This window comes from Novosphingobium sp. (assembly GCF_037133355.1).
GTDB lineage: Bacteria > Pseudomonadota > Alphaproteobacteria > Sphingomonadales > Sphingomonadaceae > Novosphingobium.
This window is the reverse complement of record NZ_JBAXOI010000015.1, coordinates 105,314-117,586: the sequence shown is the minus strand read 5'-3', so window position 1 is coordinate 117,586 and position 12,273 is coordinate 105,314. Positions and strand designations below refer to the sequence as shown.

General features: G+C 64.7%; 11 protein-coding genes and 1 tRNA gene. 3 read left to right on the top strand and 9 right to left on the bottom strand.

The genetic code is table 11. The annotated features are described in order from the left end of the window. Positions 1-178 precede the first annotated feature (178 nt). Entirely contained in the window at positions 179-1,198 is a 1,020-nt protein-coding gene (locus WCL10_RS15090) for a hypothetical protein (protein WP_336896483.1), read from the bottom strand. Between the two features lie 166 nt (positions 1,199-1,364). Further along, positions 1,365-1,454, bottom strand: a tRNA-Ser gene (locus WCL10_RS15085). Positions 1,455-1,621: 167 nt separating this feature from the next. On the opposite strand from WCL10_RS15085, the gene hspQ reads away from it, so the two are divergent. After that, positions 1,622-2,002, top strand: a complete 381-nt coding sequence (gene hspQ, locus WCL10_RS15080; protein ID WP_336896482.1) for a heat shock protein HspQ — start codon at positions 1,622-1,624, stop codon at positions 2,000-2,002. A 27-nt stretch (positions 2,003-2,029) separates the two neighbouring features. On the opposite strand, the gene WCL10_RS15075 is transcribed toward hspQ, so the two are convergent. After that, complete coding sequence (locus WCL10_RS15075) at positions 2,030-2,935, bottom strand: ABC transporter permease (protein WP_336896481.1); 906 nt, start codon at positions 2,933-2,935, stop codon at positions 2,030-2,032. 102 nt (positions 2,936-3,037) lie between these two features. Here WCL10_RS15075 and WCL10_RS15070 point away from each other — a divergent pair, with 102 nt between their 5' ends. Continuing rightward, positions 3,038-3,775, top strand: coding sequence for a GcrA family cell cycle regulator (locus WCL10_RS15070; RefSeq protein ID WP_336896480.1), 738 nt, complete (start codon positions 3,038-3,040; stop codon positions 3,773-3,775). A 107-nt stretch (positions 3,776-3,882) separates the two neighbouring features. Further along, positions 3,883-5,058: a GGDEF domain-containing protein gene (locus tag WCL10_RS15065; RefSeq protein ID WP_336896479.1), complete on the top strand. Its 1,176-nt coding sequence runs from the start codon at positions 3,883-3,885 to the stop codon at positions 5,056-5,058. On the opposite strand, the gene WCL10_RS15060 is transcribed toward WCL10_RS15065, so the two are convergent. From WCL10_RS15060 to truB, 6 genes are all read right to left on the bottom strand, one after another. Continuing rightward, entirely contained in the window at positions 5,015-5,758 is a 744-nt protein-coding gene (locus WCL10_RS15060; RefSeq protein WP_336896492.1) for a DUF3142 domain-containing protein, read from the bottom strand. The genes WCL10_RS15065 and WCL10_RS15060 overlap by 44 nt on opposite strands. Further along, a complete protein-coding gene (locus WCL10_RS15055) occupies positions 5,755-7,881 on the bottom strand; it encodes a hypothetical protein (RefSeq protein ID WP_336896478.1) in 2,127 nt (708 codons plus the stop codon). The genes WCL10_RS15060 and WCL10_RS15055 overlap by 4 nt, the downstream gene beginning before the upstream one ends. Positions 7,882-7,964: 83 nt before the next feature. Further along, positions 7,965-8,531, bottom strand: coding sequence for a hypothetical protein (locus WCL10_RS15050; RefSeq protein ID WP_336896477.1), 567 nt, complete (start codon positions 8,529-8,531; stop codon positions 7,965-7,967). Positions 8,532-8,600: 69 nt separating this feature from the next. Then, entirely contained in the window at positions 8,601-10,901 is a 2,301-nt protein-coding gene (gene pnp / locus WCL10_RS15045) for a polyribonucleotide nucleotidyltransferase (protein ID WP_336896476.1), read from the bottom strand. Positions 10,902-11,071: 170 nt separating this feature from the next. Next, a complete protein-coding gene (gene rpsO / locus WCL10_RS15040) occupies positions 11,072-11,341 on the bottom strand; it encodes a 30S ribosomal protein S15 (protein WP_336896475.1) in 270 nt (89 codons plus the stop codon). A 5-nt stretch (positions 11,342-11,346) separates the two neighbouring features. Further along, on the bottom strand, positions 11,347-12,273 hold the full coding sequence (gene truB / locus WCL10_RS15035; protein WP_336896474.1) for a tRNA pseudouridine(55) synthase TruB: 927 nt from the start codon (positions 12,271-12,273) through the stop codon (positions 11,347-11,349).

Sequence of the window (12,273 nt, the reverse complement as noted above, 5' to 3'; positions counted from 1 at the left end):
TATTTAACCGCTGGACTCTCGTTATGACTGAGGGACTGCCGGGGGGCAGGTCACCACGGCTACTACGCGCCGATCGAGGATGTCGGCCTTGAAATTCGCCGATACATCGAGGCTTGCGAGAAAGGTTAAGGGGGCGGGCAGCGCCGGATGCACATAGTCGCGAAGAGCTGATGCGGACTTACTCTATCCGCGAAACAGCAATAACGTCAGTGCCTTCGCCCATGCCGGGAAGTGAGATCCAGCGTTCCATCCGCGCCCGGCGGACAATGCCGGACTGGCGGTCTAGATCAATGTCGTTGGAAATTCGTGTCTTCATGGCGCGGAACCGCTGACCGGCTCGCGCCAGATTGGCCTTTTGTGCCGCGTTCAGGTTCGCGCCGACGCGATCCAGATACTGCGAGATCGCCAGTCCCGCTTTCTCCTCGTCTGGCTGACTTCGCTGCACCAGATGAAAAAGACCTTCGCTGGTCACAGTCAGCGTGACCACCTGCGTCACGGGAATTTCGACCGAGATCATGGGCGATTGCGAAGCGACCTCGGATTGGTAGGGCCGCCCCGAAATCAGCTCCAACCCGCCCAATCCAAGCAAGGACGGCCAGCCTTTCAGAACGGCGTCGGGCGCCTGCTCCGCCGTCATTGACGCATAGGGGGCAAGTACGCGCCGAGCCAAAGTCACTGCGGTTGCCCGCTTGGCCGGCGCCACGGTTGCAGCAATAGCCGCAGGTATTCCAGCGATAGACCTTTGCAAGCTTGGCCAATCGCGAACGCGGCTTATCGCGCCTTCGACAGTTACCTCAAGTGTGACTGGCATCGTGAGCGGACGCAAATCGACCGGAACACGATCTGCGCCCGCACCACTTGATAGGTCGATCGCGCTGTTTTCATTGACCATCCGGGTGGTCGCAATGGTCAGCAGATATCCCGACTCAATCCTCTCGAATTGCAACGCCTGATACAGGCGCGTTGTTCGCGACTTTCCTTCGCCAGTTCGGGTGATGTCGACCTCATAGTCCAGCCGTTGCCCGACAGGCGGCGCGAAGGGAATCCGCAGCATCTCCGGCTGAACAGTGCTCTCGTAAGTCTGCGCTCTTGCGGCAAGCGGCAACGCAAGCGCCGCCAGGAACGACGCGACCAAAAGGGCAAATCTCGGCACCACGGCATCCCTCGCAAGCGCTACAGGAACGACGAAGAAGAACATGGAAGGCGCGCCACGACGAGCGATACGCGCCAACTTTTCAGCCTACACGACGCTGTTCAAGCGCAAATACAAGTTACGATCAAGCGCCAAACGAGCCGTTTATCGGGGCGCCATCTTGCACCAAGGCTCTAGCCCATGAAAGCATACCGGACGGAACGAGGCCACTTGGCGGAGAGGCAGGGATTCGAACCCTGGATACCCTCGCGGGTATGCCGCATTTCGAGTGCGGTGCATTCGACCACTCTGCCACCTCTCCGCGAAGTGTCTTGGAGCCGGCAATTGCCGTCCCGGTCGAGGAAGCGCGCCGTTAGCGCATGGCCCCGCGCTTGCCAAGGGGAAACATGTGACACCTGCCCTACAATCCACGGGGATTGCACCAAGGCTCGCTTGTTTCCTGCCCGCGAGCCCCCTATATTCGCGAGTATGGATCGAGCGAGTTTCTTTTCGCCCCAGGCCGGTCGCCAGATCTCGGCCCCCCATGTCTCCAGAGCGCGCTTTGCGATTGGCGATGTCGTTCGGCACAAGCTGTTCGATTTTCGCGGCGTGATCTTCGATATCGACCCGGTCTTCGCCAACAGCGAGGAATGGTACGAATCGATCCCCGCTGAAATTCGCCCCCCGCGCGAACAGCCCTTCTACCACCTCCTCGCCGAGAACGACGAGAACAGCTACGTTGCCTATGTCAGCCAGCAAAACCTGCTTGCCGACGCCGAAGCGGGTCCGGTGGACCATCCTTCGGTGCACGAGATGTTCGAAGCTTTCCGCGAGGGGCGGTACCGCCTGCGGCGCGGTCTCTCGCACTGAGAGGCAGCGCCGAGGGGCTGGCCCGGTTCAGGCCTTGAGCTTCCAGCCCGTCTGGAACACGTAGTAAATGCCGACCCACAGAACGAGGTTGAGCACGCCAAGCCCGATCGCGCCTTGGAGCACCGCCTCGTTGGTCGTGCCGATGTCGCTCTGGCCGAGGAACCCGAAGCGGAAGCCCGAGATCACGTAGAAGATCGGATTGAAGCGGCTGATCGTCTGGAACGTGGGCGAGAGGTTGCTGATCACGTAAAACGTGCCCGAAAGCATCGACATCGGGGTAATCACAAAGTTGGTGATCGCGGCATTGTGATCGAACTTTTCCGCCCAGAGCGATGTCAGCACGCCGATCAGCGCCAGCAGGATCGATCCCATCAGGCCGAACCAGATCACCGCCCATGGGTGATGGACGGTGAGGTTGACTCCCGGCCAGAACGCCATGGCCGCCGCCACCGCAAGGCCAACCAGGATCGCGCGCGTGACGGCGGCGGCCACCAGCGCGAGGATCAGCTCGGCATTGGAGATCGGCGGCATCAGATAATCGATGATCGTGCCCTGGATCTTGCCGACCAGCAGCCCGAAGCTCGAATTGGCAAAGGCATTGTTGATCATGCCCATGGCGATGAGCCCGGGCGCAACGAAGGTGGCAAAGGGCACGCCCAGCACCACGCGGCCACCTCCGCCCAACGCGAGCGTGAAGATCATGAGATAAAGCAGCGTCGTCACCGCAGGTGCCCAGATCGTCTGGGTCTGCACCTTGAAGAAACGGCGCACCTCCTTCATATAGAGGGTCCACAGCCCCAAGCGATTGATGCTGCGGAAACGCAGCTGCCCGGGCGGCGGGAAATCGCCTGCTCCACTGGGTTGTTCACGGAAGGAAGCGGTCCCGGTTTGGGGCATCGGTTGATCGGCCATGCACGGTGCGGTATCGCGCATGCAGGATCAAGGCAAGGCATTGCACCGGCTGCCCGCAAGGGCCGCGCGGAGCCCGGCGACCAATCCGGCGCGCAGGGCATGTTCTGAAGGATTGAAGACGGCATGAGTTGGACCGACGAGCGGATCGAAAAGCTGACCAAGATGTGGGAAGGCGGCGCGACCGCCAGCCAGATCGCCGAGGAACTGGGCGGCGTGAGCCGCAATGCCGTGATCGGCAAGGCGCACCGCCTCGGGCTCAAGGCGCGGCCCTCCCCGGTCAAGCCGAACGAAAAGAGCGAGGCGGCGCAGCCCAAGCCGCCGCGTGCCCCGGCAGAGCCGGCTGCCTCGCCCGAACCGCGCGTCGCAGCCCCGCGTCCTGTCCCGCCCGCCGCCCCGGCTCCGGTGCGCGAAGCCGCAGCCCCTGCTCCGCGCCAGCCTGCCGCTCCGGCCGAACCTACCCCGGCTCCTGCCGCTGCTGCACCGGCGGCTGCCGCTCCGACCGATACCCCGGCCCCTGCGCCCCAGCCGCGCATCGTCTCGGTCGGCCCCGGCGGCTTCCTGCGCCAGGGCCCCGGTGACCAGCAGGCACCGATCCCTCCTGCCCCGCCCCGCCGCCTCGTGCCCGCGCGGCCGAGCCAGGAAGTGGCTGACAAAACCGGGCTGCTCGATCTCAACGACCGCATCTGCCGCTGGCCGATGGGCCATCCCGGTGAGCCCGACTTCCACTTCTGCGGCGAGAAGGTGAACCCCGGCTTCCCCTATTGCGTGGAGCATTGCGGTCGCGCCTATCAGGCACAGCTGCCGCGCGGCCATCGCCGTCCGCCGCCGCCGATGCCCTTCGGCGGCCCCAGGGTGCGCTGAATCAGGGCAGGCAAACAGTCCGATCCGGTCTAAAAACCGCACAGTTCTCAGGGGTTACACCCGGCACTTGTGGTTAACTTTGCACCCTGCCTGCCGTTCTGGGGGGCATGACCGACGAATCGAGAGACGAAGGATCGCGCCGGGCGCGGTGGTGGCAATGGTTCAGCGGCAGCGCCGATGCCGACGCTGCCGAGCCTGGATCTGCCCCGGCTACCCCGGCGCCCGGATCGCGCGATCCGACCGCGCGTGAAGTGTGGCTGCCAGCCAAGCGGCGCATGATGAGCAGGATCACCGATTTCCTGATCGACCATGATCTCGACATCCTGCCGGCGACGATGAGCATCGCTTATGAGTGCGTCACCGGCGGCGCGCCGCGCCTCGCGCAGCAGATTCTCGAGCGCACCGAAAAAGGCCTGCCGATCTCGCTCGGCTGGCTGGAAGAGCAGCGCGGCGAGAGCAGCAACGACAAGAACAGCGAGGCATTCGCCGTCCTGATGGGCCGGCTGGAAGACAGCCTCGATGAGTTCAGCCGCACCGCGAAAGGCGCGCGCTCGGCGACCAACGCCTACAGCAGCGCCTTGCAGCGCCATGTCGATGACCTTGAGGGCGTTGGCCGCGCGGGCGTGGTCATCACCGAGCTTGCCGCGCTGACCCGTGCGATGATGGAACGCACCATGACCATCGAGACCGAGCTAGCCTGCAGCGAGCGCCGCGCCGAGGCGCTGCAGACCTCGCTCGATGAAACGCGGCGACTGGCCGATATGGATCACTTGACCGGGCTGCCCAACCGCCGCGCCTTCGACCATATGCTCGAGCGCGAAGTCCGCGAGGCCCAGGCCGCGAACGAATCGCTGTGCGTCGCTTTCGTCGATATCGACCACTTCAAGCGGGTGAACGATACCCACGGCCACCCGGCGGGCGACCGCGTGCTCAAGTTTGTCGGCGAGACGCTGAACCGCATCGCCGATGCGCGATGCTTTGTCGCGCGGCACGGCGGCGAGGAATTTGCGGTGATCTGGCGCAACCACACAGTCGACATGGCCTGGAAGAAGCTAGACTCGGCACGTGCGGAGATTGCCGAGCGGCGCCTCGTCAACCGGGCCAACGATACGCCGTTCGGGCGGATCACCTTCTCGGGCGGGATCGCCGATGTCTTTGCCTATCCCGACCGCAGCGCCGCGCTCAAGGCCGCGGACGAGGCGCTCTACATAGCTAAGCAATCGGGCCGAAACCGCATTCTCAGGGCCGGCGAGACGCCCGATCCCCAGGCGCAGGCGGCTTGAGCAGGAACACGACGTAGCCGGCAAAGCGCGCATCGCGCGCGAGCGCGGGTGGCGGCGTCCATTCCCCCCTTTCGACAAGCGCAATCTTGTGGGTCATTGGCAGGCGGTCGATATGGCGGAACCACTGGGTATAGCCGGGGATCGTATGACGCCCCTGATAAGTCTGGATCACCACCTCGTCGACCAGCCCGCCGAGCCGCGCCAACTCTGCCGGATCGCCGTTGGCACTCCAGTCGAGCAGGCCGGTGATCGATAGCCGCGTGCCCCGGGGCAGTTCGTGGCGTACCTGTTCGAGGAACGCACGGTAGCGGTCCAGCCCCGGCGTCGCGGCATCGAAATCGATCTGCAGCCCCTCCAGCCGGTTGCCCGCCGCGCGCCACCGGGCAAGCATCGCGCGCACGGCAGCCCACGTCGCGCCGTCCCAGTCGAGCCGCTCGGTCCGCACAGTGAGCCATAGTGCGGCGCGCGGTACATGCGGCACGCCCGCGCGCATGCCAACGAGCCGCACCGGCCCGCCATGCCGGATCTCGCCGCCGAGAATATAAAGCACCTTGGCACTTGCCACCGCAGGTGGCGGCGGCACTCCTGCCCAGAGGAAGAACTCGTCGTAATGCGCCGGATCGACAAGCGGCACCGGTGCATCGCGCCGACAGCCTGCGAGCGCCAATGCAGCAAGCAGCGCCGCCGCCGCTGCCCTCACCAATAGTACTTCAGCTTCTGCGCCCAGGGGCTCTTCGGAAAGTCGCGCTTGAGCCGGTCATGCCAGGCCTTGCGCTGCGTGAGCGGCACATCGGCTCCGCCGCAGCTGTTGTAGCCCGAGGGGCCGTAGCACATGACCGCGCGGTAAAGGGCATAGGCGCGGTCATCGGCTACGCTGCGCGGGTCGGCAATGATCGCAGCGTAGATGGTGCCGCGCGGCAGGGGCGTGCCGGGAAAGGCGTTGGCCACGCCGCCCAGTTGCGGACGCGGCGGCGCCTTGTCGAGCTCGGTATATTGGTCAAAGCCGCCCAGCCGCCAGAACTCGCCCAGGCACATGCGCGCATGGATATCGCGCGGGTTCGCCGCGAGCGCAGCAGCTGTGGCGGAAAGCGCGGGGCAGGCAAAACCCGCCTGCGCGGTGCGGCCCTTGGTGAAGAGCCCGAGCGCGATCGGCTCGCCGTTCGCAAACGTCATCAGCCCTTCCACCGGCGCATCGCCGCGTACCAGCCCGAGATTGCTCCCGAAGCCGGCATAATCGCCCCGGCTCAGCTGCTTGTAGAGCAGCGTGAACAGCGCGGCATCACGCTCGTGCTGGGGCCGCGCGGCATCGAGCGCGGCGCTGCGCAGCAGCGCGGGGCCAGCCGAATGCGCGATCAGGATCTCGCGTATCATGCGGTCGGTGATCGGCGAGCCGGGCGCGAAGACATCGGCCAGCTTGCCATGGCGCTCCCAGTTCATCGCAAGGCCCAGCTCGACCGTCGGGCGCTGCCACAAGTCCTTCGCGCCGCCGAGCAGTTCGAGCCAGAAGCCCGCTTCGTTGGGGTCGCCCTTGGCCGCCAGCGCCTGCCCGCGCAGCACCTGACGGCTGAAGGCGAGTGGGGTGAAGGAGGGTTGACGCGCATCGTCAGGAATGAGTTGGAGGACCCGCGCGTAGTCCTTGGCCACGTAGAACGCGTGGTTGGCGAGGACGAAGGCATAGAGCTGCGGTGCACGCGCGAACCGCGCCTGCTGGCCGGCGAGCGTCGCGGCGTCGATCGTGGTGTCCCCCTGTCCCAGATCGTAGGGATCGCCCGGATCGGACACGCGCATGCGCATGAGATCGGCCGCCGCCAGCATCATGAGGCCCCCGCCCAAGGGATCGGGATTGTCGCTCGTGGAGAGGAACTTGCCATCGACTTCGTTGATGATGTCGATCAGGGGAGCGCCCTCGCGCGGTGCACTTGCCAGCTCGCTTTCATAGCGTTCGCCAAGGCGCGCAAAATCAGCGCTGAGCCACATCGCCCGCCGCTCCAGGCCGCGCGCCGATGCGGCATAGCGCCCGGCGGGATAGGTCTTGAGGTAGTCGGCAAGCGCTGCGCTGGCGCGCAGGGCGGCAGATTTGTCGACCCCCTTCAGACCATTGAAAGAGCCATATTCGTCAACACTATGCGCCAGCGCCGCGCCAAGCTCGGCCCGTGCAATCATGTAGCGCGCGGTTTCGGCAACCCATGGGTCGGGCGCGCCGACGAGCGCGGTATAGCCACCCGCAGCCTCGCCGTAGCGCTCGCCGTAGAAATCATCAGACGCGGCAAGATACCCGAGGAAGGCCTTGGCCGGCGCACTCGTCACCGTCACTGACGGGAGGACCTTGGGCAGCGCGGTATCGGAGCAGCGCGCGACGAGCTTTTCCCGCGCCTGCGTGAGAGTACCGCGCTCCGCTTCGGAAAGTGCGCGGTTGGCCCCCAGCGCGGCCACAAAACCGGGCGAGGCCGACCCGTAGATGTCGCATGTCCCTACCGGCGGCACATAAGTTGCCGGATCGATCTGGGGCACCCAGTGGCGCGTGATCATTCCCCAGTCGAGAAAACTGTGCCCGAAGTTGTCCTCGTCATATTCAAGCTTGAGGTAATCGCCCCCACCCTGCACCGGCCCGATAAGCCCCAGCCCTGCCGAATCGCGCAGCAGCGCCAGCAGATTGACCCGGCTGTCGTTGCCGGGCGTGATCACCACGCGGTTGTTGCAGGCCTGCGCGCCGCCAAACAGCGACCACACCGGCTCGCAGCCCACATCGGCGCAGGCCAGCGCCGCGCCCGATGAGGCTAGCAGCCCCGCCATGATCACGCCTTTTGTACGCTTCAGCCGCATGTCCCGCTTCTCCCGCCCCGGTTCAATGCATCATGCGATGTCTTGCCACTTGGCGGCAAGAGCGATCGTCTCGGGCAATCGGATCATGTCCCCTGCTTCGGGTGCGCGGCGGCGAAATCGGCGAGCACTTTCTGTGCATCAACGATCCGCAATTCGGCGCCCTTCAGGTCGTCCGGAAGCGCATCGGACCTGACTATGCGGATGGTGAGCTGCGCTTCAAGGCCGTAAGGCACATCATGGCCAGCGAAAGGGCCGTTCAGCATACGGTTGAACCGCTCGATCTTTCGCTGCATTTCGATGATGAAGTGACCAGATCCCTTCGTACGGGTGAACGCAGCGGCGCTCGCGTTGGCCTGCTCTTCAACCGCAGCGACCGTGCCGTGATCACTGGCAAAGCGTATGGTCCAGCGATCGGGCAGATTTATCTGCCTGCTTGAATACCCGTTGTCGGAGAGGAAAAAGCCATCGCCGGCCTTGTGGATATTGGGTTGGTTATCCGGCGTTTCGGGACGAGGCAAAGCTGCCAGCAATTCGCCGAACGTGAGTTTGGCTCTATTGGCAAGGTAGACATCCACATCCTTGTGCTGCCGGTCGATAAAGGCCTGCCGCTGCGCTGCCTCGCGCCAGATGCCGCGCTGCAATTGCGCCAAGCCCGAAACAGCAAAGGGCGGCGGATCGCTCCGCCGCCCTCTCTGTGTCTGCCTTGCCGGCTGACGCGATCAGTCGTCCGACTTGAGGAAAGCCGGCATGTGATCACCGCCGCCCTCGCCGCCTTCACGGCGCGGACCGCGATCACGGCCGCCGCCGCCATCACGGCGGGGGCCACGATCACCGCGCGGGCCGCCCGGGCCGCGACGGTCACCGCCGCGATCGCCGCGATCGCCACGCGGCTCGCGCGGTTCGCGCGGCGGACGGGTGTCTTCGAGCTCGGCACCGGTTTCCTGATCGACGACGCGCATGGACAGGCGAACCTTGCCGCGCGGATCGATCTCGAGCACCTTGACCTTCACGGCCTGGCCTTCCTTGACCACATCGGTGGGCTTCTCGACCCGCTCGTTGCGCATCTCGGAGACGTGGACGAGACCGTCCTTGCCGCCCATGAAGTTCACGAACGCGCCGAAATCGACGATGTTCACGACCTTGCCATCGTAGATCTTGCCGACTTCGGCTTCTTCCACGATGCCGAGGATCCACTTCTTCGCAGCCTCGATCTGGTTGATGTCGGACGAGCTGATCTTGATCAGGCCCTCGTCGTCAATGTCGACCTTGGCGCCGGTTTCGGCGACGATCTCGCGGATCACCTTGCCGCCGGTGCCGATCACTTCGCGGATCTTCGACTTGTCGATCTGGATCGACTCGATGCGCGGAGCGTGGGCCGAAAGCTCGGTACGAGCCGAACCCAGGGCCTTGGTCATCTCGTTCAGGATGTGCGCACGGCCTTCCGAAGCCTGCGACAGCGCCTTGGCCATGATCTCGCGCGTGATGCCCGCGATCTTGATGTCCATCTGCATCGTGGTGATGCCAGCGCTCGTGCCGGCCACCTTGAAGTCCATGTCGCCGAGGTGATCCTCGTCGCCAAGGATGTCGGACAGGACGGCGAACTCGTCACCTTCCAGGATCAGGCCCATCGCGATGCCCGAAACCGGACGTTCGATCGGAACGCCGGCGTCCATCATCGAAAGGCAGCCGCCGCAGACGGTCGCCATCGAGGACGAGCCGTTGGACTCGGTGATGTCCGAAAGAACGCGGATCGTGTAGGGGAACGCATCCTTGGTCGGCAGCACGGGGTTGAGCGCGCGCCACGCGAGCTTGCCGTGACCCACTTCGCGGCGGCCGGGAGCACCGAAACGGCCAACTTCGCCAACCGAGTACGGCGGGAAGTTGTAGTGCAGCATGAAGCGCTGGTACGACAGGCCGTCGAGACCGTCGATCATCTGCTCGGCGTCCTTGGTGCCCAGCGTGGTGGTGCAGATCGCCTGCGTTTCACCGCGCGTGAAGAGCGAGGAACCGTGCGTGCGCGGCAGGAAGCCGACGATCGATTCGATCGGGCGGACCTGCGTCGTGGTACGCCCGTCGATACGCGTGCCGTCCTTGAGGATGGCGCCGCGCACGATATCGGCCTCGACCTTCTTCATGGTCTTCATCGCGACCATCTGGGTCTGCGGACCTTCGGCGGCAAAGGCTTCCTTGGCCTTGGCCCGCGCTTCGTTCAGCGCGTTCGAACGGGCCGACTTGTCGGTGAGCTTGTAGGCGGCAGCAACGTCCGCGCCGACGATGTCCTTGAGCTTCTTCTTGATATCAGCCGTGTTGTCGGTGAGATCGATTTCCCAAGGCTCCTTGGCGGCCTTCTCGGCGAGATCGATGATCGCGTTCACGACCTTGCGGATCTCGTCATGCGCGAAGACCACGGCGCCGAGCATTTCGTCCTCGGTCAGTTCCTTGGCTTCCGATTCCACCATCATCACCGCGCCGCCGGTGGCAGCGACGACGAGATCGAGGCGGCCTTCGGCAACCTGCGCCATCGACGGGTTGAGCTGGTATTCGCCGTCCTTGAAGCCGACGCGCGCCGCGCCGATCGGGCCCATGAAGGGCACGCCCGAGATGGTGAGCGCAGCCGAGGCCGCGATCATCGCGACGATATCGGGCTCGGTCTCGCCGTCATAGCTCAGCACCTGGGCAATGACGTTGATCTCGTTGTAGAAGCCTTCGGGGAACAGCGGGCGCACCGGGCGATCGATCAGGCGGGAAACCAGCGTTTCCTTTTCCGTCGCGCCGCGCTCGCGCTTGAAGAAGCCGCCCGGGATACGCCCGGCGGACGAGAACTTTTCCTGATAGTGCACGGTCAGCGGGAAGAAGTCCTGGCCTTCCTTGACCTTCTTGGCGGCAGTCACCGCGCAGAGCACAACGGTTTCGCCATAGGTGGCGAGGACCGCGCCGTCAGCCTGACGGGCAATGCGGCCGGTTTCCAGAGTGAGGGTCTTGCCGCCCCACTCCAGCGATACTGTCTTGACGTCGAACATGTGTCTTCCTTCAGCCCGCCGCCCTATTGCGCGCGGGGTTTGCTGCCGGGTGTGCCGTCCCGGTCCGGTGCGGGGCGCTTCTCTGGCCCCAGGGGATGCGCCCGCCAGCCGGATTGCCGGACGGACGCCACATGCAAAAAGCGGCCCGTGTGGGGCCGCTTTCCGCTTGGTTACTTGCGCAGACCGAGCTTCTGGATGAGGGCATTGTAGCGCTCAACATCCTTCTTCTTCAGATAGTCGAGCAGCGAGCGCCGCTTGTTGACCATCATCAGCAGCCCGCGGCGCGAATGGTTGTCCTTGTGGTGAGCCTTGAAGTGCTCGGTCAGGGTCTGGATGCGGCTGGTGAGGATCGCGACCTGAACTTCGGGCGAGCCCGTGTCATTCGTGCCGCGCGCATTGCCTGCAATGACTTCCTGCTTCTTTTCAGCGCTAATCGACATTGTACTTACTCCGCGACATCGGGAAGGTTGAACCCCCGCGCGACGGTCAGGACGGAGCCTGAAAGCTCTACCAACGCGACCGGCGTTCCGCCGCTGCGCACCCAGTAAAGCCCGTCGGTATGGGGCAGCCCGTCAAGAACGCGGCCCTGACGGACCGCTCTTGTCTGCTCGGGCGAAAGGTCAAGAGCCGGGATGTCGACCAGCCCTGCCTCCAGCGGCAAGAGTACATGTTCAAGGGGTGCGCCCTTACCCACATCGTTCAGTTTGTCCAGCGAAATCGCTTGAGGCAAGCCGAACGGACCCGCGCGCAGGCGGCGCAGTATGGTCACGTGGCCAACGGTGCCGAGGGCATGTGCGATATCGCGCGCAAGGCTGCGGATATAGGTGCCCTTGGAAACCCTGACACGCAAAGTGGCGTACTGTTCGCTCGCGTCCCATTCCCCCGCGAAACCCTCTGCCACGTATTCCCAGCCATGGATGGTGACCGTGCGGGTCGGCATATCGACCTGCTCGCCCGCGCGCGCACGATCATAAGCCCGCTGCCCGTCGATCATCAGCGCCGAATAGGCAGGCGGCACCTGCTCGATCACACCGGTGAAGTGGTCCTCGATCACTTTTTCCAGCGCGCCGAAACCGGGCTGGCAGTTGCTTGTGGCGATGACCCTGCCTTCAAGATCAAGCGTGTCGGTCTCCCGACCGAACTGCAAGGTGAACTCGTACTCCTTTGAAGCATCGAGCATCCGCCCGGCAAGCTTGGTTGCCTCGCCCACCGCAATCGGGAGCACGCCCGTCGCCAGCGGATCAAGCGTGCCGCCATGACCTACGCGCGGCTTGCCAAGGCCCGCTTCGCGCAAGTTGCGCTTCACCGCCGCCACCGCCTGGGTCGAGCCCAGCCCCAGCGGTTTGTCGAGAATGATCCAGCCGCTGGTCAT